At 48.9% G+C, this 24715-nt stretch carries 20 protein-coding genes and 1 rRNA gene; 2 read left to right on the top strand and 19 right to left on the bottom strand.

Features of this window, described 5'->3' with window-relative positions:
* From BM607_RS19055 to BM607_RS19045, 3 genes are all read right to left on the bottom strand, one after another.
* Window positions 1–66 (bottom strand): 16S ribosomal RNA (locus BM607_RS19055); the annotation flags it as partial.
* A gap of 765 nt (window positions 67–831) precedes the next feature.
* Complete coding sequence (gene secA / locus BM607_RS19050) at window positions 832–3558, bottom strand: preprotein translocase subunit SecA (protein ID WP_011982229.1); 2727 nt, start codon at window positions 3556–3558, stop codon at window positions 832–834.
* Window positions 3559–3618: 60 nt separating this feature from the next.
* Complete coding sequence (locus BM607_RS19045; RefSeq protein ID WP_006079901.1) at window positions 3619–4518, bottom strand: M23 family metallopeptidase; 900 nt, start codon at window positions 4516–4518, stop codon at window positions 3619–3621.
* 27 nt (window positions 4519–4545) lie between these two features.
* On the opposite strand from BM607_RS19045, the gene BM607_RS19040 reads away from it, so the two are divergent.
* On the top strand, window positions 4546–4992 hold the full coding sequence (locus BM607_RS19040; RefSeq protein ID WP_006086703.1) for a DciA family protein: 447 nt from the start codon (window positions 4546–4548) through the stop codon (window positions 4990–4992).
* 12 nt (window positions 4993–5004) lie between these two features.
* On the opposite strand, the gene lpxC is transcribed toward BM607_RS19040, so the two are convergent.
* From lpxC to mraZ, 15 genes are all read right to left on the bottom strand, one after another.
* On the bottom strand, window positions 5005–5925 hold the full coding sequence (gene lpxC, locus BM607_RS19035; protein WP_011845621.1) for a UDP-3-O-acyl-N-acetylglucosamine deacetylase: 921 nt from the start codon (window positions 5923–5925) through the stop codon (window positions 5005–5007).
* Between the two features lie 180 nt (window positions 5926–6105).
* The gene (gene ftsZ, locus BM607_RS19030) at window positions 6106–7293 is read right to left on the bottom strand and encodes a cell division protein FtsZ (protein WP_006079898.1); all 1188 of its coding nucleotides are present in this window, start codon (window positions 7291–7293) and stop codon (window positions 6106–6108) included.
* A 33-nt stretch (window positions 7294–7326) separates the two neighbouring features.
* Window positions 7327–8562, bottom strand: coding sequence for a cell division protein FtsA (gene ftsA, locus BM607_RS19025; protein WP_006079897.1), 1236 nt, complete (start codon window positions 8560–8562; stop codon window positions 7327–7329).
* Window positions 8543–9292, bottom strand: coding sequence for a cell division protein FtsQ/DivIB (locus BM607_RS19020; protein WP_012586608.1), 750 nt, complete (start codon window positions 9290–9292; stop codon window positions 8543–8545). Before BM607_RS19020 ends, ftsA begins: the two co-directional genes overlap by 20 nt.
* A gap of 151 nt (window positions 9293–9443) precedes the next feature.
* The gene (murC, locus tag BM607_RS19015; RefSeq protein WP_006079895.1) at window positions 9444–10910 is read right to left on the bottom strand and encodes a UDP-N-acetylmuramate--L-alanine ligase; all 1467 of its coding nucleotides are present in this window, start codon (window positions 10908–10910) and stop codon (window positions 9444–9446) included.
* A gap of 2 nt (window positions 10911–10912) precedes the next feature.
* Window positions 10913–12001: an undecaprenyldiphospho-muramoylpentapeptide beta-N-acetylglucosaminyltransferase gene (murG, locus tag BM607_RS19010; RefSeq protein ID WP_006079894.1), complete on the bottom strand. Its 1089-nt coding sequence runs from the start codon at window positions 11999–12001 to the stop codon at window positions 10913–10915.
* Entirely contained in the window at window positions 12001–13212 is a 1212-nt protein-coding gene (gene ftsW, locus BM607_RS19005; RefSeq protein ID WP_006086699.1) for a cell division protein FtsW, read from the bottom strand. Before ftsW ends, murG begins: the two co-directional genes overlap by 1 nt.
* On the bottom strand, window positions 13202–14521 hold the full coding sequence (murD, locus tag BM607_RS19000) for a UDP-N-acetylmuramoyl-L-alanine--D-glutamate ligase (RefSeq protein ID WP_071940390.1): 1320 nt from the start codon (window positions 14519–14521) through the stop codon (window positions 13202–13204). Before murD ends, ftsW begins: the two co-directional genes overlap by 11 nt.
* A gap of 6 nt (window positions 14522–14527) precedes the next feature.
* Entirely contained in the window at window positions 14528–15610 is a 1083-nt protein-coding gene (gene mraY / locus BM607_RS18995; protein ID WP_006079891.1) for a phospho-N-acetylmuramoyl-pentapeptide-transferase, read from the bottom strand.
* Window positions 15611–16993, bottom strand: coding sequence for a UDP-N-acetylmuramoyl-tripeptide--D-alanyl-D-alanine ligase (gene murF, locus BM607_RS18990; protein WP_087486582.1), 1383 nt, complete (start codon window positions 16991–16993; stop codon window positions 15611–15613).
* Window positions 16990–18489 (bottom strand): UDP-N-acetylmuramoyl-L-alanyl-D-glutamate--2,6-diaminopimelate ligase, encoded by a 1500-nt coding sequence (gene murE / locus BM607_RS18985; RefSeq protein ID WP_071940391.1) that lies wholly within the window; start codon window positions 18487–18489, stop codon window positions 16990–16992. The genes murF and murE overlap by 4 nt, the downstream gene beginning before the upstream one ends.
* On the bottom strand, window positions 18486–20240 hold the full coding sequence (locus tag BM607_RS18980; protein WP_006079888.1) for a peptidoglycan glycosyltransferase FtsI: 1755 nt from the start codon (window positions 20238–20240) through the stop codon (window positions 18486–18488). Before BM607_RS18980 ends, murE begins: the two co-directional genes overlap by 4 nt.
* A 13-nt stretch (window positions 20241–20253) precedes the next feature.
* Window positions 20254–20568: a cell division protein FtsL gene (gene ftsL / locus BM607_RS18975; protein ID WP_006079887.1), complete on the bottom strand. Its 315-nt coding sequence runs from the start codon at window positions 20566–20568 to the stop codon at window positions 20254–20256.
* A gap of 10 nt (window positions 20569–20578) precedes the next feature.
* A complete protein-coding gene (rsmH, locus tag BM607_RS18970) occupies window positions 20579–21520 on the bottom strand; it encodes a 16S rRNA (cytosine(1402)-N(4))-methyltransferase RsmH (RefSeq protein WP_006079886.1) in 942 nt (313 codons plus the stop codon).
* A 31-nt stretch (window positions 21521–21551) separates the two neighbouring features.
* Complete coding sequence (gene mraZ / locus BM607_RS18965) at window positions 21552–22010, bottom strand: division/cell wall cluster transcriptional repressor MraZ (RefSeq protein WP_011982222.1); 459 nt, start codon at window positions 22008–22010, stop codon at window positions 21552–21554.
* 737 nt (window positions 22011–22747) lie between these two features.
* Here mraZ and BM607_RS18955 point away from each other — a divergent pair.
* Window positions 22748–23077 carry a hypothetical protein gene (locus tag BM607_RS18955; RefSeq protein WP_006079884.1) on the top strand — a complete coding sequence of 110 codons (330 nt, stop codon included), beginning with the start codon at window positions 22748–22750 and terminating at the stop codon, window positions 23075–23077.
* Window positions 23078–23230: 153 nt separating this feature from the next.
* Here BM607_RS18955 and glpK read toward each other — a convergent pair whose 3' ends face one another.
* Entirely contained in the window at window positions 23231–24715 is a 1485-nt protein-coding gene (gene glpK / locus BM607_RS18950) for a glycerol kinase GlpK (RefSeq protein WP_071940393.1), read from the bottom strand.

Below are 24715 nucleotides of genomic sequence, written 5' to 3'. Positions count from 1 at the left end.
CTCGACTTGCATGTGTTAGGCCTGCCGCCAGCGTTCAATCTGAGCCATGATCAAACTCTTCAATTAAAGTTTTGTTGTTTGACTTACGTCAAACGGCTCAACGAATTCTGTTCGACTCCTATTTATCCGAAAATAAGTAGTAAGTCTTTGTACATATTGCTATGAACACTCATCACTCTCGTGAAAGAATTGGTTGATTTAAATTTTTGACTGCCAACCCTAAGGTTAAGCAGTTTCGATTAACTCAACACCTGTGAGTGTCCACACAGATTTGCTTGATAAATTGTTAAAGAGCGTTGACCACACACTGAGTTTTCAGCGGGTCAGGGCTGCGTATTCTACGCATTCCCGTTAGTGCGTCAAGTAGTTTTTTCAACTTTCTCAACACTCATCGTTTAGCTCGCTAACCGATGAACTGCTTGGCTTTCTTTGCTTAACTTGCGTTACGCTGTCTGCCGTGTCAGTGGATGCGCATTATAGGGAGATTGAGAAAGTCCGCAAGGGCTTTTTTGAGAAAAATGGATCTTTTTTTAATACTTTCAGTTAGTCACACAATACCCCCACTTTATCCTCAGACTTATCCACAAAATGGGTTTTAACGGTTAAATTTGCTACAGCGATGGCTTTGCTTTAATGGCTATCGATAAGAGTGAAATGATGTTCAATGGGGAATAACGACGATTAGCGATATAAAGAAGAGTAAGAATGTAATCCGGATGACACGAGAGTCGCGCTAGGCTTATTAAAGAGGAAATAAAAAGGCAACTTAGATAAGTTGCCTTTAGTGTGCGTTCTATTCTACTTATTCAGTAGGCTTAATCTGTCAGCAGATTAACTTAACTTGCCGTGACATTGTTTGTACTTGCGACCTGAGCCACAAGGACAAGGATCGTTACGACCCACTTTCTCACCATCACGGATCATCGGCGCTTGCGCAGTGACAGCTTCATGCTCATCACCACCGCCAACAAGCGACTCTGCAGCTGCGTGTTGATAGTCGCGCTGGATCTTGGCATCTTCTTCACGACGACGCGCTTCCATTTCTTCCACATCCGACTGAGCTTGAACTTGTACTTTCGACAGCACACTGATGACGTCGTGTTTCAAGGTATTCAATAGTTGTTGGAATAACTCAAACGACTCACGCTTATATTCTTGCTTTGGATTTTTCTGTGCGTAACCACGTAAGTGGATGCCTTGACGCAAATGGTCCATCGCCGCTAAGTGTTCTTTCCACAGGCCATCGAGCGTTTGTAGCATAACGGCTTTCTCGAACTGGCGTAACACTTGCGCGCCAACCATTTCTTCTTTCGCCTTATACGCATCGCCCCAAGCAGTGATAATACGCTCACGTAGACTCTCTTCATGCAGATCGTCTTCTTTATCTAACCATTCCTGGATAGGTAGTTTGAGCATAAATTCTTGGTGTAGACGTTGCTCTAAACCTGGGATATCCCAAAGCTCTTCTACTGATTGCGGTGGAATATATTGATCGATGACCGCGCCAATCACATCGTCTTGAATGTTTTGGATAGTATCTTCAATGCTTTCCGCATCCATCAACTCGTTGCGCTGGGCATAAACCACTTGGCGTTGATCGTTGGCTACGTCATCAAATTCGAGTAATTGCTTACGAATATCGAAGTTACGTGCTTCAACTTTACGTTGAGCGTTTTCGATTGCGCGAGACACCCATGGATGCTCGATCGCTTCGCCTTCTTCCATACCCAGCTTTTTCATCATGCCAGAGACACGATCCGAGGCGAAGATACGCATTAAGCTATCTTCCATCGACAGGTAGAAGCGTGATGAACCCGCGTCACCTTGACGACCCGCACGACCGCGTAACTGGTTATCGATACGGCGTGATTCGTGACGTTCAGTACCTAGGATGTGCAAACCACCCGCGGCGACGACTTCATCATGACGAATTTGCCAATCGGCTTTGATCTTAGCTTTTTGCTCAGCGGTTGGATTATCGAGTTCATCGATTTCCATGTTCCAGTTGCCGCCAAGCACGATGTCGGTACCACGACCTGCCATGTTCGTCGCAATAGTCACAGAGCCAGTACGGCCAGCTTGCGCGACGATTTCAGCTTCTCGTTCGTGGAATTTAGCATTTAAGACTTCGTGCGGGATCTTTTCCTGCACCATTAAGCGCGCTAACAGTTCAGACTGCTCGATTGAGACTGTACCCACCAATACTGGCTGACCACGTTCGCGGCAATCTTTAATGTCTTTGATGATAGCTTGATATTTTTCATCGGCGGTCAGGTAAACCAAATCCGCCATATCCTTACGCACCATTGGACGGTTAGTCGGCACAACGACTGTGTCTAATCCATAGATATGTTGGAATTCGAACGCTTCAGTGTCGGCTGTACCAGTCATACCTGCCAGCTTCTCATATTGACGGAAGTAGTTCTGGAAGGTAATTGAAGCCAATGTTTGGTTTTCGTTTTGAATATGCACGCCTTCTTTGGCTTCAACAGCTTGATGTAAGCCTTCTGACCAACGACGACCCGGCATAGTACGACCCGTGTGTTCATCGACAATGATGACTTCGTTGTCTTGTACTATGTAATCCACATCACGCTCAAACAGCGTGTGCGCACGGAGCGCCGCGTTGACGTGGTGTAATAGGGAAATATTTGCAGCAGAATAGAGTGAGTCGCCTTCGGCTAACATGCCGCGCTCGATCAACAGGTTTTCTACTTTTTCTTGACCACGCTCGGTGAAATGCACTTGTTTGGCTTTTTCATCGATGCTGTAGTCACCCTCACCCACATACTCTTCCGTATCTTCTTTATCTTGACGGATAAGATTAGGGATCAAGGTGTTGATCTTGATGTATAGCTCAGAGCTATCTTCAGCGGCACCAGAGATGATCAGCGGCGTACGCGCTTCGTCGATTAAGATTGAATCCACTTCATCGATTAGGGCGTAGTGCAACGGACGTTGTACTCGTTCTTGCGGTGAAAATGCCATGTTATCGCGCAGATAATCGAAACCAAACTCGTTGTTGGTACCGTAAGTGATATCGGCGTTGTAAGCGGCTTTCTTTTCATGCTGACCGAGACCTGCCACGTTGATGCCGACAGTTAAACCGAGGAACTCAAACAGTGGGCGGTTATTCTCGGCATCACGACGTGCTAAGTAATCGTTCACGGTAATCACGTGAACGCCTTTGCCCGTCAATGCGTTTAAGTAAGCGGGCAAGGTTGCCGTTAAGGTTTTACCTTCACCCGTACGCATCTCAGCAATACGGTTACTGTCGAGTACCATACCACCGAGTAACTGTACGTCGAAGTGGCGCATGTCAAATACGCGCTTAGACGCTTCACGTACTGTAGCAAACGCTTCAGCCATGATGCTATCTAATGAAGCGCCGGCAGCTAAACGCTCACGGAACTCAGCGGTTTTCGCTTTTAATGCTTCATCGGTTAATTTTTCATAATCAGCTTCTAGTGCGTTAATGCTAATAACGATCTTTTGAAGCCCTTTAAGGGTGCGGTCGTTGCGACTACCAAATACTTTTGTCAGTAATTTACCAAACATCTGAATCACTTATTCTCTGTAGGCCAAGTCCATGATGGAAACTAGAAGCCAATGTTTCAATTAACTTGCTTTGCGGTAGACAAACTTTTGTGGATCTATCTGCTGTCCGCCGCGCAACACTTCATAATGCACATGAGCCCCAGTTGAGCGCCCAGTGCTTCCCATACTGGCGATTGCATCGCCTTTTGCGACCACATCACCTACAGTCACTGACAAAGCTTTATTATGGCCATAACGCGTATGTAAACCGTTACCATGGTCTATTTCGACCAACTCGCCATAACCGAACATGTTCCCAGCCCAAGTTACTACGCCTGCAGCAGTCGCAACAACTTTGGCCCCTTCTCGGCCGGTAAAATCAATCCCCTTATGCACAGTCCTGCGACCGTTGAAAGGGTCATTACGTAATCCGTAGGGCGACGATAACCAACCTTTATCGAGTGGGATCCCTGATATATAACGTTCATCATCTATATGGTGGTTAGATGACACTGTTTCAAGTAGTGAAAGCTGAACATTATTATTGTCAATTCGTGATGCCAACTTATCCATATCGTCGATAAGCTGTCCGAGCTCGATGTTAGTACCTAATTCGCTCAAACCACCCACACCGACTTCGGATGAGAAATCGAAATCTTCATCCAATTTGTTCTGCTGGGCGACCTGTTGACCTAAGGCTTCGAGACGGGTGATCTTGGCTTGCATACGTGCAACATGAGTCACTAGCATAGCCAGTTGAGACTCGGTAGCACTTTTTAGCTCTAAGACTTGTTTCTTTTGTTGTTCGCGCACGAGACGATCGTTATCGACACTGGCTTGCTGATCTTGAAATCGAGCTGAGTTGTGTTGATAAATACCGGACCCAGTGGCCAACAATAGTATTGGAAGTAGCAACCAGCGTTTACTGGGCTGCCAGCGTGTGACGCCATTCCGACCTTGAATAAATACTGTTACACTCATAGCCTAATTCAGCCATCTTATTATCATATGAAAAAGCCCCCTCAAGATCTCAGCCAATTACTGCATCAATCGGGCAAATTACCCGACCTTGCTGAGAAAGCGGAACTACTTATGTATCTGAATCATCATGTGAAGCAGATTATCGCAGGTCCTGTTGCGGAGCAGCTAAAAGTCGCTAATTTCCGCCAGGGTGTTCTTGTGGTTGAAACCACTTCGGCGGCCTGGGCTGCACGAATTAATTTCCAAAAGCCGAAGCTACTAGCGCAGCTTCAAGCAGAAACGCTCCCAATCCTTACCGCAATTGAAGTTAAAGTCAACCCGAGATTAGCAATGTATGACGCAAAGCCTAAACAGGGACACAAAGAATTAAGCCCTGCGGCAGCGGAGCATATTGCGGCATTAGCGGAAAATATTGGCGGTTCACTGGGCGAAAAACTAAAACGGCTGGCCTCATTGGCCAGCCGTAATAAATAATCTCACCGCTTTTTAAGCAAATACAGCGCCACCTGGCACGGTAAAGCTAACGGGAACATCGGCTTCTTTTTCAAAGCTGACCAACTCCCACGCATCCTGTTGCGCCAGTAAAGCACGCACCAATTGGTTGTTCAGTGCATGACCGGTTTTATACGCAGTGAACTCACCTAAAATAGCGTGTCCAGCCACATATAAATCACCAAACGCATCTAGAATTTTGTGCTTAACAAATTCGTCCTCATAACGCAGGCCGTCGGGATTAAGGACGCGATATTCATCAAGTACAACAGCGTTTTCCATGCTGCCGCCCAACGCTAGGTTGTTGGCTCGCAGATATTCGATATCACGCATAAACCCAAAAGTACGGGCGCGGCTGATATCTTTCACGAAAGCAGACGTTGAAAAGTCCATCACCACATGCTGTTGACTACGAGCGATTTCTGGGTGCGCGAAGTCAATTTTAAAATTGACTCTAAAACCTTTAAAGGGTTTTAGCTCGGCCCATTTGTCGCCATCTTCAACCCGCACAGGGCGCTTAATCTTTAAGTACTTCTTAGGTGCGGCCTGCTCTTTAATACCCGCAGACTGCAATAAGAAGACGAACGGGCTCGCACTGCCATCCATAATAGGAATTTCAGGCGCGTCCACTTCGATTACGGCGTTATCTATGCCTAAACCCGCAAGTGCTGCAAATAAATGCTCAATGGTCGAGATACGAATACCTTCGTCATTGACAAGTGCCGTACACATAGTGGTTTCACGAACTTGCTCCGCCTTCGCTGGAATGGCGACGGCAGGACTCAAATCAGTGCGCACGAGTACGATCCCTGAATTAACGGGCGCGGGCATTATGCTCAAAGTGACCTTGTTGCCAGAATGCAATCCGACACCAGTAGTTTTCACCATTTTCTGAACAGTTCTTTGAAATATCATTCAGTTACCCGTTTATATGCCAATTATAAAGCCTAATATTTGTACACTCAGCGTCGGCAAATTGGCCGCACTGGTTCAACATAATAACATAACTTTATTATGTCACACAAATGCAGCTATGCTGTGGTATTGCCCAAAACGAACAACACCTCACATATACGCTGGACTCAAACGCTATCGCTAGTCGGCTTGCTTACGCAAAAATGCTGGAATATCAAGATAATCCAACTCATGCTTTGTCGATGGTGCAGGCTGTGGAGCTGGCTGTGGTGCCGCTGGCAATACGTTGCCTTTTGGCGCAGCGTAGTTCACATGTACCGCTTCTTCGACATAGGCTTCGACTTTTGGTTCCACAACCACTGGCTCTGGACGAGGCGCAGGCTTAGACACCAATTGAATATCTGGACGCTTTTCAGCACCAATACCCGTAGCAACAACCGTTACACGCAGCTCATCACTCATTTCTGGGTCGATGACAGCACCAACAACCACAGTCGCGTTGTCAGAGGCATAAGCCTTAACGTGATTACCCACGGTTTCGAATTCTTCGATACTCATGTCCATACCCGCAGTGATGTTAACTAACACACCACGCGCACCGGCTAAGTCGATGTCTTCTAATAATGGGCTGGCAACAGCAGCTTCAGCCGCTTCTTCTGCACGGTCTTCACCGCGAGCGACGCCTGTACCCATCATGGCATTACCCATTTCAGACATCACAGTCTTCACGTCGGCGAAGTCGACGTTAATCAGACCTGGACGAGTGATAAGCTCGGCAATGCCTTGTACCGCGCCAAGTAACACGTTATTCGCTGCGGCGAACGCATCGAGTAAAGAAGTGCCACGGCCCAATACTTTTAATAATTTTTCATTTGGAATCGTGATTAACGAATCCACGTGCTTAGCCAGCTCAGCAATACCTTGCTCAGCATAAGCCATACGCTTTTTCCCTTCGAATGGGAAAGGCTTAGTCACAACCGCAACGGTCAGAATACCTTCTTCGCGAGCGATTTGAGCGACAACTGGTGCAGCACCTGTACCTGTACCACCGCCCATACCGGCAGCGATAAAGATCATGTCAGAGCCTTTGATTGCCGCGCGAATGTTTTCGCGGTCTTCTTCAGCTGCTGCACGACCCACATCTGGGTTTGCTCCTGCTCCGAGACCTTTAGTGACATCGCGTCCTAATTGAATCGTTGAGCCTGCACCTGATTTTCTCAGGGCCTGAGCGTCTGTATTGGTAACGATAAACTCAACACCTTCAATGTTGTGTTTGACCATATGTTCGACAGCGTTACCGCCGCCGCCGCCAACGCCGATGACTTTAATCACCGCGTCGTCTGAGTGAGTATCCATGATCTCAAACATTGTCTGATCTCCGTGTTGCCTGCGTTATGAAAATTAAAATTCGCCCTTAAACCAGCTTTGGACCCGATTCCAAGCGCTAGTTACCCCTTGGCGCTCAGGACGTTCGAACTGACGTTCGATCACCCGTCGTGCACCGTAATGAAGCAGTCCGACTCCAGTGGAGTAAATAGACTGGTCCACGTATTCATATAAACCTTTGATCGGTAGCGGTGACGCTACACGAACTGGCATGCCGAACGTCGCTTCCGCGATATCGACCACACCTTGAATCGACGCTGTGCCACCTGTGAGCACAATACCTGCGGCGATTTGATCTTCTAATCCACTATCTTTCAACTCTTTAAGTACTAACTCAAACAGCTCTTGGTATCTTGGTTCTACCACTTCGGCGAGCGTGTGACGTGACATGCTACGTGATGGACGACCACCTACCGACGGTACTTCGATACTGTCTTCGCGGCTCACCATAGAGCTGCGCGCACAGGCAAATTGCACTTTAATTTGTTCAGCATGTGACGACGGCGTGCGGAAAATCTTCGCAATGTCGTTGGTCACTTGGTTGCCCGCAACAGGCACAACCGCACAATGACGCAAGGCGCCGTTGGTATATACCGCAATATCTGTGGTGCCACCGCCGATATCGACGATACACACACCTAAGTCTTTCTCATCGAAGGTCAGCACGGCATCGGCCGAAGCAATCCCAGAGAACACTAAGTCGTCGACCTTAAGGCCACAACGTTCAACGCTCTTAGTGATGTTTTTCGCCATATCATTGGCGCAGGTCACTATGTGTACCTTGGCTTCCATACGCATGCCGGACATACCGATTGGGCTGCGAATACCGTCTTGCACGTCGATCGCATACTCCTGTGGCAGCACATGTAAGATGCGACGTTCAGTCGGGATCTTCACCGAGCGAGCCGTGTGGATCACGTTATCAACGTCTTCCTGTGTCACTTCTTCATCGTTGATCGAGACCATGCCGTTTTCGTTTTGGCAGGCGATGTGTTTACCAGAGATGCTCAGGTAAACCGATGACACTTGGCAATCCGCCATTAATTCCGCTTGATCGAGCGCACGTTGTACACTGCGAACGATCGAATCTAAATCGTTAACACCACCTTTATCCATGCCCCTTGAGGGATGGTTGCCAAGGCCGACTATGCTGATTTCGCCATCGGGCAGAACTTCGCCTATGATCACTGCGACCTTAGAGGTTCCTATGTCCAATCCGACGATAAGGTTTCTATCTTGGTTTTTGATCATTAATTATCGGCTCTCTTGTTTGTGCATCGCCCCAGCCTACGGCCAACCCTGTGTCGTAGCGCAAATCTACTCTGGCAACGGATTTCTCTTGTTTCGCCAAAACCGGATAAACAGTAATAAATCGCTGTATCCGTGCAATTTTATCTTCTCGACCTAAATCTAAAACGATGCCGTTTCCTAAGGTCGCGTGCCACGCATGTCGTGGCGTCAAATACAAACTGGCTAAGGTAAAGCCATTAATCTTTAACAGGGAGTTGATCTGTGCATAGACAGTCAACACCTCAAGGCCCATATCATCTGGCCCAGATAACTGCGGTAAATGCTCCAGCTCTGGATGCGATGGCGCTTCAAACACTTCACCATGCACATTCAACCAGGAGTCACCATTCCAATGGGCCGCCGGCTGCTGCTCTTGCAAATACACCCTGAGTTTCGCTGGCCACTCACGTCTTACCGACGCGCGATACACCCAAGGTAAGTCTTCTAACGCCTGTTGCACTAAGGTGATGTCAGCACTAAAAAAACTCCGCTGCATTAAATCCTGTAGTGCCACTTGTATATCTTTATCTGTGGTATAAGCCCGCTCACCTTTGATGGCAACGGCCTCAATCGGCAAGGTGCTGGCATCGTTTAAAAATTTATGTAACTGGTATCCACCAAATACAAAACTGGCCACGATGAAGAATAAAAAGCCAGCCCCGCTCCACAGATACCAATTAACCCGTGACATTCTTGCCCGCCAGTGCCGCCTCTTATCACTCCAAGACACGCTTCATTCCACCTTTAACGACACTCATTAAAAACCACAGAAAACCGGCCATTATATAGACCAAAATCCTTTGGTCAAAATTTCCTTTTCCTCGCAGATCAAGCGCTAAAGATCAGCTTGCTTGCGCAGGTAATTCCGCAACGGCAAAGCCCAATTCTGTCGTCGCTAACAATCGTGACAGGGCGCCAATATTACCTGCACCTTGGGTGAGTAATAAATCCCCTTCTTGCAATACATCGGGCAAGACTTCTGCGAGCTGATCAGGACTGGCGATAAAGATCGGATCTAACTGGCCACGCAGGCGAATTGAGCGACATAAGGCTCGGCCATCGGCACCAGTGATCGGCGCTTCACCCGCACTATAAACATCGAGCAACAGTAAACAATCCACTTGGGATAACACTTCAACAAAGTCTTCATACAAATCACGGGTACGTGTGTACCTGTGTGGCTGATACGCCATAACCAGACGCTTGTCTGGCCAACCTGCACGGGCTGCTTTAATGGTCGCGGCGACTTCACTGGGATGATGGCCATAATCATCAACTAACATAACTTCGCCCTTGGGCGTAGCAAACTTACCCAAGTGTTGGAAACGACGGCCTATACCTTGGAACTCCACTAACGCCTGAGTAATGGCGCTGTCGTCGATTTCATCTTCAGTCGCGACCGCAATCGCAGCCAAGGCATTAAGCACGTTATGTTGACCCGGCAAGTTAAGCACCAGATCGAGATCCGCTTTGCCTTTACGTCTCACCGTGAAACGACACTGATGCCCTTGTTGACTGAAATTCAGCGCTTGCACGTCCGCATCGTCACTAAAACCATAGGTCACAAGTTGACGACCAATCCGCGGCATGATTTCACGGACAACAGCATCGTCGATACACACAACTGCGACACCGTAGAAGGGCAAGTTATGTAGGAAATCCACGAAGGTCGATTTCAATTTTTCGAAATCACCGCCATAGGTATCCATGTGATCGGCTTCAATGTTAGTTACCACACTGACCATAGGCTGCAAATGCAGGAAGCTCGCATCACTCTCATCGGCTTCAGCAATCAAGTAACGGCTGGTGCCTAATCTGGCGTTGGTACCGGCACTATTGAGCAAGCCACCAATCACGAAGGTAGGATCCCGCCCCGCTTGACCGTAAACACTGGCGATAAGGCTGGTTGTCGTCGTTTTACCATGGGTGCCGGCAATCGCCACACCATGACGGTAGCGCATCAACTCGGCTAGCATTTCGGCGCGACGCACGATAGGAATACGTAATTCTTTGGCAGCCAGGATTTCTGGGTTTTCCAGATTAATCGCCGTGGAGACCACGACCACATCCACTTGCTGCACGTTTTCGGCGGCATGACCAATTTGGATCTTGGCACCGAGCAAACACAATCTGTCGGTCACGGCATTTTGCGCGATATCCGAACCACTCACCTGATAGCCTTCGTTCACTAACACTTCGGCGATCCCGCCCATGCCCGCGCCGCCAATGCCGACGAAGTGAATACGCTTAATACGGCGCATTTCTGGGATCATGCTTCTCAGTTGTGCATATCTTTCTGTCTTAGTCATGCTTATCCTTTCTCAGCAAGGCTGATGCACACTGCGGCAACTTGTTCAGTCGCATCCAGTACGGCAACGTCTCTTGCTCTTTGGCCCATACGGGCTAATTCTGTTCTGTCATTGGCGAGCAGTTGTAATTTGCCCGCCAGTTTATTCACGTCCAAGATGGCCTGTGGCAATAGGAAAGCTGCGCCAGCCTCAACCAATACTTGACCGTTACGGGTTTGGTGATCATCCACCGCATGGGGATAAGGCACCAGAATACTCGGTAGCCCCACCGCCGCTAACTCAGACACTGTCAGCGCACCGGCGCGGCACAATACCACATCAGCCCAGCGATAAGCGGCTTCCATGTCGTCGATAAACTCGGCGATATTCACGCCGCCATCTTGCCCATGTTGCTGATAAGCCGCCTTCACGCCCGCAAGATTATCTTTACCCACTTGATGCCAAACCGTAACGGACTGCTGCTGACTCAGAATCGCAACCGCTTCAGGCATCAGATCGTTAAAGACTTTGGCGCCAAGGCTGCCACCGACAACTAATACTTTTAAGGCTTCATCAGCCTCTGGCTTTGGTTCTGCGCCTAAGGCAATCAATTCTTGGCGAATCGGATTACCAACAACCTTGGCCTTCACTGTGGTAAAGGTATTTTTAAAGGCACATAACACTTGCGTCGCAATCCGCGACAACAACTTGTTCGTCATCCCTGGGATGGCATTTTGCTCATGTAGTACCAATGGAATACCGGCTAATCTTGCCGCCACACCACCTGGGCCACTGGCGAATCCGCCCATGCCAAGCACGACATCGGGTTTAAACTCAGCAATCACGGCCTTAGCCTGCAATATTGAGCGCACCACTTTAAAGGGCGCCGCGAGTTTACGTATCAAACCATTGCCGCGCACACCTTTGATATCGATGAAATCAATATCAAATCCATACTGGGGCACTAAACGCGCCTCCATACGATCGGCCGTGCCTAACCAACGCACTTGCCAACCCTGTTGAGCTAGATACTTAGCCACTGCCAGCGCCGGGAACACATGTCCTCCCGTACCACCCGCCATGACTAAAATACGTTTTCCTGCTGGGGTCATCACTTCAATCTCCCTTGCACGGCCTGAACTAATGTCATGCGCCGCTCGTAATCAATGCGTAGCAGCATCATGGCTGCCGCCGTCATGACCCATAAACTACTGCCGCCGTAGCTGATAAAAGGCAATGTCAGTCCTTTGGTCGGTAACATGCCGATACTCGCGCCAACATTAACCACAGTCTGGAAACACACCCAAATACCAATGGCGTAACCTAAATAACCTTCGAAGGGTTTATCCATGGCTAAGCACAAATTGCCCAAACGAATCGATCTCAGCGCCACAAACAGCAGCACGGATAACACGGCAATAATACCGATAAAACCTAATTCTTCCCCGATCACGGCGAAGATAAAGTCAGTGTGCGCTTCGGGCAGATATTCTAATTTTTGAATACTGTTGCCCAGCCCTTGGCCAAACCAATCGCCACGGCCATAGGCCATCAAAGATTGCGTCAACTGGTAACCGCTACCGAAGGGATCTTGCCAAGGATCCATAAACGATGTCACTCGGCGCATACGGTAAGGTTCTAACAACACCAAAGCCACAAACGCCAACACACCGGCAAAAATCAGGGCGAAGAAGTCGAGCAAACGTGCCCCTGCTAAAAACAGCAGGCCAACGGTACCGACGAACAACACCACAACCGTCCCTAAGTCGGGCTGCATCAAAATCAGCACAGCGTAAATGGCAAATACCGCAATCGGTTTATAGAAACCCTTAGCGTTCTCGCGCACTTCCTGATGACGACGCACTAAATAGCCCGCCATGTAGATGGCAAAGGCAAACTTAGCGACTTCCGCCACTTGGATGCGAATTGGGCCGATCGATAACCAACGCGTCGCGCCGTTTACCGTAGTACCGACCACTAAAACCGCCAGTAACATCAAGCCCACAACCAGTAGCAGCATGGGACTCCAGCGCTGCCAAGTTTGCATTTCAACTCTTAATACAAATGCCGCAATGGCTAAGCAACCCACTAAATAACCCACATGGCGAGTCATAAAATAAAACGGATTACCCGTGAGCGTTTGCGCTTCTGGCATTGAGGCCGACATCACCATCACAAAGCCAAAGCCAATCAAAGACAACACAGCCGCGAGCAAAGCACGGTCGTACAATTGCACGCCCGGCACTTCGGTATCACGTTGCCAATTGGGCATTGCTGAACGCAAACGCCCAAATAGGCTGAGTTGTCTTACATCACTCGCCATTGAGTTGCTCCACAAGGTTTCTAAAATCGTCACCTCGAGCCATAAAGTTACTGTACATATCTAAACTGGCGCAGGCTGGCGACAATAAAACGATATCGCCAGAGGTCGCCAATTCAGCGGCTTTCGTTACCGCTGCCGCCATAGTCTCGACTCTGACAGCGCCATCTTTTAAGGCGGCAATCTTTTTGCCATCACGACCTAAGGTAATGAGGTGTGTTACTTTCGCTAACGCCACGCCTAAAGGTTTAAAATCAGCACCTTTGCCGTCGCCGCCAGCAATCAAAATAATATCGCCTAAGTGATCACTCAAACCATCGAGCGCGGCAACGGTGGCACCGACATTCGTCGCTTTCGAGTCATTGACATAGGTCACGCCATTCTTAATCCCAACCACTTCACAGCGATGGGATAAGCCGGTAAAGCTACGCGCCACTTTTGCCATAATCTGTTTATCAATACCGACAACATCCACAAGCGCCATTGCTGCGAGTAAGTTGGCATGGTTATGGCTACCAATCAGGGAGACTTCAGTGATCGGCATGATTTCGCTGCTGCCGTGATAAATCTTGCTGTCGCTGATGCCCCATTCGTCCGTTTCTGGCGCAGCTAAACCAAAACTGTTTTGGTTCATTGGCTCTGGCGGTACGGTCAGTTTATCGTCGCGATTAAACAGCACGGCGCGGCTTTGTTTGTATAAACGTAATTTAGCTTCGCGGTAGGCAGCGATATCGCTGTATCTGTCCATGTGGTCTTCGCTGATATTCAAACAGGTCGCCACCACACACTTAAGGCTATGGGTGGTTTCCAATTGAAAGCTCGACAACTCAAGCACAAATAAGTCGGCATTTTCATGCAGTAAATCCAGCGCAGGCACACCGATATTGCCACCAACGGCAACGGCAATACCCGCTTCCCTTGCCATTTCGCCCACAAGCGTAGTGACAGTTGATTTACCGTTAGAGCCAGTAATACCGATAACGCAAGGTTTACGGTCAGCAATCTCACGGGCAAATAGCTCCACATCGCCAATCACTTCGATGCCCATATCCACAGCGGCACGCACCTCTGGGGTATAAGTGGCAATGCCGGGACTGATAATGATCTGCGTCGCTTGCACGAGATAACGGCAATCGAATCCGCCAGAAATCAGCTTCACATCAGGAAAAGACGTCGCTAATGTTTCGGCGCCCGGAGGCTGCCGACGACTGTCCATGACCAATGGCGTAATGCCCTTTCCACACAAATAGCGCACGACGGACAAACCCGTTGCCCCTAAACCTAACACTATGTGTGAATACTGATTTTGCATAACCAATTACCTTAACTTCAACGTGGCTAAGCCAAGTAAGACGAGGAATATCGAGATAATCCAAAAACGTACTATCACTCGAGGTTCAGGCCAGCCTTTTAACTCATAGTGATGGTGTATCGGCGCCATGCGGAAAATACGCTGGCCGCGTAACTTGTACGAACCCACCTGCAGAATGACTGACAGGGTTTCCATCACGAACACGCCGCCCATGATCACTAACAAAATCTCTTGGCGAACGAGCACTGCAATTGTGCCCAGTGCAGCACCTAATGACAGAGAACCCACATCGCCCATGAAGACTTGCGCGGGGTAAGTGTTGAACCACAAAAAGCCCAGACCCGCACCGACAATGGCGGTACAGACAATCACAAGCTCACCCGAACCGGGTAAATGCGGAATATGTAAGTAGTTCGCAAACTGCGCGTGACCGGACAAATAAGCAATCAAGGCAAACGCCGCCGCGACCATTACCGTCGGCATAATGGCCAAACCGTCGAGGCCGTCGGTTAAGTTCACCGCATTGCTCGAACCCACAATCGTGAAGTACGCCAATACGATAAATACGGCGCCAAGTTGAGGCATCACGTCTTTAAAGAAAGGCACCACTAACTGGGTTTCACCTGGATTTGCCGCTGTGGCATACAGGAAAAAAGCAATGAGCAGCGCAGCCAAAGACTGCAGAATGTACTTCCAGCGCGCGATCAAACCTTTAGTGTCTTTACGCACCACTTTGCGGTAATCGTCGATAAAGCCGATCAAACCGAAACTGCCGAGCACAAACAACATCACCCACACATAGCGGCTACCGAGATCGCCCCACAGCAAAACGCTGATGAAGATAGCAGCTAATATCAGCAAGCCACCCATAGTCGGCGTGCCACGCTTACTAAAATGTGATTCTGGACCGTCGTTACGCACGACCTGACCAATTTGCAGTAATTGCAAACGCTCGATCAGTTTAGGGCCAAACCATAAGCTAAAAACCAATGCGGTTAATAAGCCTAAAATGGCTCGAAACGTTACATAGGAAAACACGTTAAACCCGGTATGAAAACGGGTTAAATACTCGGCCAGATATACCAGCATTTACACTAACTCCCCACGCCCGAAGGCTACTGTTAGTCCATCCACGACCCGCTCCATGGCGGCGCTACGTGAACCTTTAACGAGAACCGTTACCTGTCCCGGTAACTGGTTAATATGCTTTATGAGTTTTTCTACTAACGTCGCCACACTGTCATAGTGCTCCGCACCGAAAGCTTGGCTCGTATGCTGACTTAACGTTCCGGTGCAAAACAAGGCATCTATCCCCTGTTGCTTGGCCAGTTGCCCTAGTTCAGCGTGTAAAAGGGGCGCATTGTCGCCTAATTCTCCTAAATCTCCCAGTACCAGACAGCGATTTTCAGAAATTTCCTTTAACCAAGCGATTGCCGCCCCAACGGACACAGGATTCGCGTTATAGCTATCGTCGATTAGACGTACGCGTCCCAATTGACTCGGCTGCATGCGCCCTTTCACTGGTGTTAATTGGCTTAAGCCTTCGGCGATCTCTGTCAAACTTAATCCCAAGGCAATACAAGCACTTGCAGCGGCGAGTGCATTACTCACCTGATGGCGACCCGCCAGCGGTAGTACCACTTGGCAAGATTCACCTGAGTAATTGAGCATAAAACGATAGCAACCATCGGCATTGGCCTTATGACCTGTAGCGATGACATCGATATGACGTTTAGCGGCGCCATCTTGCTGGGAGAAGCTCAGTTGCTTATAAGGTCTTGCCTTAACGCTCATAAAATCGGCGAAGGCATCATCGGCGTTGATGATGGCGGTGCCATCGGCCTGCAGATGATTAAAAATTTCCGACTTAGCCTGCGCGACACCCGCTTGCGATCCAAATCCTTCTAAATGGGCGCTGCCGACGTTATTCACCAGCGCCACGTTCGGACGCACGAGTCCTGAGGTGTAATCAATTTCACCTTTATGGTTAGCGCCGAGTTCGAATATTCCAAACTCATCCGCTGGCGTTAAACGCAGCAAGGTAAGCGGCACACCGATTTCATTGTTGAAGTTACCAGCGGTATAGAGGATTTGATGCTTTGCCGACAGAATGGTCGCGATCATTTCCTTCACGCTAGTCTTGCCGTTTGAGCCTGTTAACGCCACGCAAATCGGATTGATTTGATCACGGACATAAGCCCCTATCGCGCCCATGACTTTTTGGCAATCGGGCACAATCAGCTGCGGAATATCAAAGGCTAACTCGCGCTCGACCATTAACGCCGCGGCGCCGTTCTCAATAGCGGTTGCAGCAAAATCATGGCCATCAAAACGCTCACCCTTTAAGGCTACAAACAGGGTTGCAGCGCCGATTTTGCGGCTATCACTGCTTAAATCTTCGATGGTGACGTCGTCACCGACTCGAAACGTACCTAAGTGTTGACTTAGGGTCTCGAGAGAAAGAGGGATCATCTTGATTGCTCCGATAACTGGCGTGCCAGGGCGCGTTCATCATAGTCATGACGCACACCTGCCGCCTCTTGGTAAGTTTCGTGGCCTTTGCCCGCAAGCAAGATCACATCGCCAGGTTTAGCCAATGCCACAACCTCTTTAATTGCTGCGATACGGTCAACCTGAGTCAATGCCTGCTGAGGATGGGTTAGCCCTTGGATAATATCGGTAATAATTTGCGCGGGGTTTTCACTGCGCGCATTGTCGCTGGTCACCATAATGCGGTCGGCATATTGCTCTGCGGCTTTGCCCATCAAAGGACGCTTGCCCTTATCACGGTCGCCACCACAGCCAAATACGCACCATAAATCACCGACACAATGTCGACGTAGCGCGTTTAACGCTTGTTCAATCGCATCTGGCGTATGGGCATAATCGACCACTAAGGTGATGTTATTAGCAGTTGTGAAACGCTCCATACGACCTGCGACGGGCGTTAGGTATTGCACTTGCTCGGCTAACGCTTTCATATCAAAACCTTGCAGATACAAGGCCGATAGCGCCGCGAGTAAATTAGAAAGATTAAAGGCACCAAGAAGTGGTGAGTGAATTTGAGTTTCGCCCTCGGGCCACACTAAGGTTGCACTGACACCTTGATCGTCAAACTTGGCATTTTTAGTATAAAAAGCCGCGGCTTGATGACCTTCAATACTAAAGCCCCACATTTGCGCAGGCACAGATTTAAGTTCTGTCAACCAAGACTCGCCAACCGCGTCGTCGAGATTCAATAAACCGTGACCTAAGGTGCTGAAACGAAATAGGCTTTGCTTAGCGGCGGCATAGTTTTCCATGTCGCCGTGGTAATCGAGGTGATCGCGCGTCAGATTAGTGAACACAGCAACATCGAATGGCACTGCATCCACGCGGCCTTGCACTAAGCCGTGGCTCGATACTTCCATGGCGCAGACACTCGCGCCTTGGGCTTCAAAGTCATGCAACTGACGCATTAAGGTAATCGCATCGGCTGTGGTGTTACCACTATCAACAAGCTCGCCCCAGAGTCCATTGCCAAGGGTGCCCATCACGGCGGCTTTGCGGCCGAGCGACGTTATCAGCTGGGCAATCAGTTGGCTGGTCGAGGTTTTGCCATTGGTGCCAGTAATACCAATCACCCCAAGGGATGTTGTCGCAGACTGATGCGCTAAGGGATAACGCTGAGCGGCGATGGCTGATACTTGGCGACTCAACTGGAAGAAATAAATCTGCACACCGTGCCCGGCATTATCGCTGTGCAACACTTTGCCATGCTGATCAGCATCATCCGTATGGACTAATACGGCTGCGGCACCTAAATCTAAGGCTTTTTCAATAAACTGTCTGCCATCGACCTTATGTCCTGGCAGCGCCAAAAACACATCGCCGCGACGTATTGCGCGGCTATCTAAGGTCAAATCGTTGAAGGACTGCGCGCCGGCATAATGCAGCCAAGGCGCAAGCAGATCCCGTAATAACATCATTCTGCTCTCCCGGCGGCGATACCCGCCAATTGCACTTGTTCTTTATCGGTAATGGGTTCAACGTTTAACATTTGCAGTGCGCCAGACATGACTTTGGCAAATGCCGGCCCCGCCACTGAACCACCATAATAGAGATCGCCCTTAGGCTCGTTCACGACCACCACTATCGCTAACTTAGGATTATTCGCGGGTGCAACACCCGCAAATAAAGCAACATAATCATCACCATAACCGCCAGCAACCGCCTTACGACTTGTGCCTGACTTACCCGCAACCGGATAACCGTCAATATGCGCCAAGGTGCCGGTGCCACCTTTTTCTGTCACGCCGACCAGCATTTGCATCACATCGTGGGCCACATCTTCAGAAATAACTCGCTCACCGACGGGGGGCTTTTTCAGTTTCATAATTGAGACGGGGAATAAGGTGCCTCCATTGCCTAAAGTGGCATACATGCGTGCAAGTTGCAGTGTGGTTGCCGTTAAACCGTAACCGAAGGACAAGGTGGCGCGCTCAAAGTCAGACCAACGGTGGCGGTCTTGAATAACGCCTGCGCTTTCGCCCGTAAGGTTGATCCCTGAGAAGCTACCGAGCCCCATAGATTGATACGTGCCGAGTAACTGCTGCACCGGAATAGATAAGGCCAATTTACTGATGCCGACGTTACTGGATTTAGCCAGAATACGCGCCAAACTCATGTCGCCGTAGTTGGCAGGGTCACGCACTTGGCGGCCGCCTAAACGCATCCAACCCGGTGAAGTGGCAATAATGTCGGTCGATTTAACTGTGCCCGCTTCAAGCGCCGCAGCCACGACAAAAGGCTTAATGGTCGAACCTGGCTCGAAGGTATCTGTCATCGCGCGGTTACGCATTCTGAAGGTTTGCAGATTGTCGCGCGCATTGGGGTTGTACGATGGCGTATTCACCATCGCCAAGACTTCACCAGTGTGAATATCGAGTACGACGATGGAACCTGAGGTCGCTTGGTTCATTTCTGTGGTGCGTTTCAGCTCGCGGTACGCTAACTGCTGAATCCGTTGATCTATGCTGAGCACGAGATCATTCGGGCTTTCGCCTTCTTGGATGATATCGAGGCGCTCAACCACATGACCATCGCGGGATTTACGCACTTTCTGTTTTGAAGGCGTGCCCGTTAGCCAGCTGTTATAAGCATTTTCTACGCCTTCAATCCCAACATCATCAATGTTTGTGATACCGATAAGCTGAGCAGTGATTTCACCGCCAGGGTAATAGCGGCGGGATTCAGATTTGAGGAAAACACCGGGTAATTTCAGCTGAGTGATGTAGTCCGCGACCGCGGGAGTAATTTGGCGTTTCAAGTAGGTAAAGCGTTTGGTGGGATTACTGCGCACCCGATCTAATATGTCTTCTACGGGTTCATGCAACACATCAGCTAACGCTTGCCAGCGACGCATATCCGCAAAGCCATTGTTATCGTTAACTTGTTTAGGATCGGCCCAAACGGCACGCACTGGCACACTGACGGCCAACATGTCGCCATTGCGATCGGTGATCAAACCACGCTGCACCTCACGGCTTGTGGTCCGTAAGGTACGCATATCGCTTTCATGGCGTAATTTGTCAGGTTCGATAATTTGAATGTAGGCTGCGCGTCCCACTAGGCTGCAAAATAGCGTACACACAAACCCCACCACTACGTATAAACGCCAATGGATTAGTTGTGGTTTCTGCGGTTTGCTTACCCGTTTGATTTTCGCTTGCCTAGTCATATCTTCCCTATACTCACGGCACCTTTACCACAACTTCTTCGCTGGGTAACGGACGACTCATGTTGAGTTCCTTAGAGGCAATGCGCGTAATACGACTGTGTTCAGTCTGCGATTGCTCTTCTAATAATAAATTGCGCCACTCAATATCTAATCTGTCTCGCTCTTGCAGTAACTGGTCCCACTGGGTCGTTAGTTGGCGGCTAATATGGCTGCCATAAACAACCGCGACCGCATTGCAGAGCACGAGCAGAGCTAATAACAAGATCCATTTGTGCAGCCATAAATCGTGTAAGACGATCCGTGGCAGATTGATCGAGGGCTTACTCACAGTGCGCCCCTTAGTAATCTAAACGCTCGGCAATGCGTAACACTGAGCTGCGAGCTCTGGCATTGCGTTCGATTTCTTCGTCGGATGGCATAATCGCCTTGCCCACGGCGCGTAACTTACGCGACTTGTTAATTTGATCTTCAGTGACCGGAAAACCGTGCGGCACACTTTCGCCTTGGCTATGGCGGCGAATAAAGCGCTTCACGATACGATCTTCTAAAGAGTGGAAACTGATGACCGACAAGCGCCCTTGGGGAGCCAGTACATTGACAGCACCTTCAAGCGCTTGATCAATTTGATCTAATTCACTATTGATATAAATCCGGATTGCCTGAAACACTCGAGTTGCAGGGTGCTTATTGCGTTCTTTACTTTTAGTGATACGCGCGATCAAATCGGCTAAATCTTTAGTTCGTAAAAACGGGGTTTTATCACGATCGGCAGCGATACAACGGGCAATATGACGAGCGTTTTTCTCTTCGCCATAGGTTTTAAATACCCAAGCCATATCCTCAATTTCTGCGCGAGCTAACCACTGAGCAGCTGTTTGGCCTTGGCTGTTATCCATACGCATATCGAGCGGGCCATCACGCATAAAACTAAAACCACGTTCGGCATCGTCGAGCTGAGGTGAAGACACACCTAAATCGAGTAATACGCCATCTATTTTGCCCACAAGCCCAAGCTCTTCGACATAATCGGCTAATTGGCCAAAACCACCATGCACGATTTGAAAGCGTGGATCGTCAGCAAATTGTTTTGCCGCTTCAATCGCTTGAGGGTCACGGTCGATTGCGATCAATCGGCCATTTTCACCGAGTTGCTGCAACACTTGTCTTGAATGACCACCGCGGCCGAACGTGCCATCGATATAGATGCCATCGTCTTTGATGTTTAAACCGCCAACCGTTTCTGCTAGCAGCACGGATAAATGGGCAAATTCCTGACTCATTACTCTCTTCTTATTTAGTTATCGCGACTCGTTAAAGTGAAAAATCCGCGAGACGCTCGTTACTAGCAAGCTCCTCACTTCGAATCGTTTCCTGACACTCATCGATTTGCTGCAGCCAAGATTGCTCATCCCACAGCTCAAATTTGTTCAATTGCCCCACCAGCATGATGCGCTTATCTAAATTGGCATATTGCCTTAGCGGTGGTGGCAGTAATATGCGCCCATTACCGTCGAGCTCCACTTCGTGGGCGTAACCGAGTAACAGACGTTTTAACGATCTCTGGGTTTTATCGGTATCGGAAAGCTTTAACAACTTAGCTTCGATCAATTCCCATTCATGGATTGGATACAAGAGTAAACAAGCGGATTGGATGTCGACGGTAATCACGATGCGGCCTTGGTGCTCAAGCTGCAAAGGTTCGCGGTATCGCACTGGAATAGCGATCCGTCCCTTTGTATCTAAGTTGATAGCACTGGCTCCACGAAACACGCTAATTCATCCTTTCCTGTGATTTTTGATCCACAAATATCCACTATTTCCCACAACTGCTAAGTTTAGGGACAGTCGACAAGCAATGTCAAGGGATGGGATCCTTTTATAAATCCAGTCGGCAAGCGGGTTAGCAGCATGTTGAGCACTTAACCTAGCGACAAACTTTTGACATGAAAGACCACGAGAGATCGACTAAACAGAAGAAACTACAGGAATAAATTGCGCCGAAATATTCAGCAACCTTTTGCTTTCAGGTGCTTGCGATGAAAAAAATGGGGGATTAATTCTGTATTTGTGGGATTTTACGGGTCGAGGAATAACCTTAAACCCAAAAAAGTAACAAAATAAACTTAAACTCAACCTTATTAGACAGTCAAAAAAGAGTTGGATTTAGCACGAAAATCTAAATAATTATCCGAAATAAAGACGATCATCTTTTTGCAGATGGTTGAATATTAATGTCACGATTGCGAGAAAGCTCAACTTTCCCACTCCAAATCCCGCAAAAGCACCACGCGAATCCAACAAACTCACCTCAATTTTGCACTCGCTACTATTGTTCCTTCTCAACCACTGTGGTTGCTTCACAATGAGTGCCGCTTTGGTTAGCATCGATTGCTCATGCTTAGATCTTAACCCCCTCATTCGCCTTAACGACTTAAACCGCGTATAGTCTAAATATTGACCGACTCCTGCCGATAACATGTTAAGAGGTGTAATAACAAGGAGGCGTTATGAGTGGATTGGATAGCATTTATGCCATGCTGGCGCAGCCAGTGAAAGCCGTGTTGCACCCTAAACGGGTCGTCGACCAAGTGAGTAGTGCAACCGCAAATGCCCCCGATAGCCATGAAACACCGCAGTCGCAGTTACCCCCAACGTTAGAAGGGAGAGACGCGAAAGTCAGGGAGAGACGCAAAGATGCTGATAACAACAAGAATAAGAAACGCCGTGCATCGGATGAGCCTGAAGAATTAAAAGAAGGTGTCGTGCTTGAAGTGACCGACGATACCGCGGAAATCAAAAAGCCACCGAGCCAACATATTATTGATGTTGAAGTATAAATCCGTACTGATATAAAACGGAAAAGGCGTAATCCCATGGGATTAGCGCCTTTTTATTCACCACAATCGAGTCATATTTCAAACCAACTCAATATCAAATCTAAGCATGCCTCAAGTCCAACGACTTGAGTTGAATAGCTTAAGTCGAATAGCTTAGGCGCGAGTTCTGGCGACGGCATCCTGCCAACCTGCGTATAACCGCACCCGAGTCTCGGCGTCAATATTGGGGATGAAATGCTTATCGATACAAGCTTTATGTTCAAGCTCTATGACACTCTCCCAAAAGCCCACCGCCAAGCCAGCTAAAAATGCCGCGCCCAAAGCGGTTGTCTCACAAACACTCGGCCTTAATACTTCGACATCGGTGATATCGGCTTGAAACTGCATCAAAAAATCATTGGCGACCGCGCCGCCATCCACCTTCAAACGCTTAAGGCTAACGCCACTGTCTTTGGTCATGGCATCGAGTAAATCTTTACTCTGATAAGCAATGGATTCTAACGCCGCACGAATAATATGATTACGGTTGGCGCCACGGGTTAAACCAAAGAGTGCGCCACGGGCATTGGGATCCCAATAGGGCGCCCCGAGTCCAACAAAAGCGGGCACTAAATACACGCCATTGGTATCAGCAACCTTAGAGGCAAAATACTCAGTATCACTGGCGTCACGAATAAGCCCCAGTTCATCCCGCAGCCATTGAATGGTCGCGCCACCCATGAAGACTGAACCTTCGAGGGCATAGTTCACTTCGCCCTTCGGTCCCACGGCAACTGTGGTCAGTAACCCATGGTTAGAACGCACCGCTTTGGTCCCGGTATTCATCAATAAAAAACAGCCAGTGCCATAGGTATTCTTCGCCATGCCGGGCTCGACACACAGCTGACCAAAAAGCGCCGCTTGTTGGTCACCCGCCATCCCTGCGACTTGAATTTCACTGCCTTCACCGGCAATCCGCGTGGTGCCATAAACACTGCAGGAAGGCTTCACTTCGGGCAACAAAGACAAGGGAATGTCTAAAGCTTCAAGTAACTTGTTATCCCAAGTCAGGCTATGGATATTAAACAGCATAGTACGGGCGGCATTGGTGGGATCGGTGACATGCACTTTGCCCTCGGTTAACTTCCACACTAGCCAAGTATCGATAGTGCCGAACAACAACTCACCGCGCTCGGCTTGCGTACGGGCATTGGGCACATTATCTAGAATCCACTTGATCTTAGTGCCTGAAAAATAAGGGTCGAGTAACAGGCCGGTGTTTTCACGGACATACTCTTCTAATCCTTGAGCTTTGAGTTGCTCACAAATTTCAGAGCTACGACGGCACTGCCACACAATCGCGTTATAGATAGGTTTACCTGTGGCTTTCTCCCAAATGACTGTAGTTTCCCGCTGATTGGTAATGCCAATCGCGGCAACTTCATCGCTGTGGATCCCCGCGCGCGCCAGCACTTCAACTAACACTGAACTTTGGCTTGCCCAGATCTCCATGGGATCATGCTCGACCCAACCCGGATTTGGATACAACTGGGTGAATTCCCGCTGGGACACGCTGACAATGTTTGCGTCGTGATCGAACACTATCGCCCTTGAGCTGGTCGTGCCTTGATCTAAGGCCACCACGTATTTTTTCTGCAC

The sequence above is a fragment of the Shewanella sp. SACH genome, from assembly GCF_001887095.2.
Lineage (GTDB): Bacteria > Pseudomonadota > Gammaproteobacteria > Enterobacterales > Shewanellaceae > Shewanella > Shewanella baltica.
This window is presented reverse-complemented; position numbering and strand designations above follow the sequence as displayed.

Coding starts and splice junctions, on each gene's coding strand:
- rsmH (WP_006079886.1), bottom strand. CDS start 21,520: ATGAGTCAGGAATTTGCCCATTTATCCGTGCTGCTAGCAGAAACGGTT.
- murF (WP_087486582.1), bottom strand. CDS start 16,993: ATGATCCCTCTTTCTCTCGAGACCCTAAGTCAACACTTAGGTACGTTT.
- ftsA (WP_006079897.1), bottom strand. CDS start 8,562: ATGATCAAAAACCAAGATAGAAACCTTATCGTCGGATTGGACATAGGA.
- murD (WP_071940390.1), bottom strand. CDS start 14,521: ATGCAAAATCAGTATTCACACATAGTGTTAGGTTTAGGGGCAACGGGT.
- ftsW (WP_006086699.1), bottom strand. CDS start 13,212: ATGGCGAGTGATGTAAGACAACTCAGCCTATTTGGGCGTTTGCGTTCA.
- lpxC (WP_011845621.1), bottom strand. CDS start 5,925: ATGATATTTCAAAGAACTGTTCAGAAAATGGTGAAAACTACTGGTGTC.
- BM607_RS19045 (WP_006079901.1), bottom strand. CDS start 4,518: ATGAGTGTAACAGTATTTATTCAAGGTCGGAATGGCGTCACACGCTGG.
- BM607_RS18980 (WP_006079888.1), bottom strand. CDS start 20,240: ATGACTAGGCAAGCGAAAATCAAACGGGTAAGCAAACCGCAGAAACCA.
- murC (WP_006079895.1), bottom strand. CDS start 10,910: ATGACTAAGACAGAAAGATATGCACAACTGAGAAGCATGATCCCAGAA.
- murG (WP_006079894.1), bottom strand. CDS start 12,001: ATGACCCCAGCAGGAAAACGTATTTTAGTCATGGCGGGTGGTACGGGA.
- secA (WP_011982229.1), bottom strand. CDS start 3,558: ATGTTTGGTAAATTACTGACAAAAGTATTTGGTAGTCGCAACGACCGC.
- BM607_RS18955 (WP_006079884.1), top strand. CDS start 22,748: ATGAGTGGATTGGATAGCATTTATGCCATGCTGGCGCAGCCAGTGAAA.
- ftsZ (WP_006079898.1), bottom strand. CDS start 7,293: ATGTTTGAGATCATGGATACTCACTCAGACGACGCGGTGATTAAAGTC.
- mraY (WP_006079891.1), bottom strand. CDS start 15,610: ATGCTGGTATATCTGGCCGAGTATTTAACCCGTTTTCATACCGGGTTT.
- murE (WP_071940391.1), bottom strand. CDS start 18,489: ATGATGTTATTACGGGATCTGCTTGCGCCTTGGCTGCATTATGCCGGC.
- BM607_RS19040 (WP_006086703.1), top strand. CDS start 4,546: ATGAAAAAGCCCCCTCAAGATCTCAGCCAATTACTGCATCAATCGGGC.
- BM607_RS19020 (WP_012586608.1), bottom strand. CDS start 9,292: ATGTCACGGGTTAATTGGTATCTGTGGAGCGGGGCTGGCTTTTTATTC.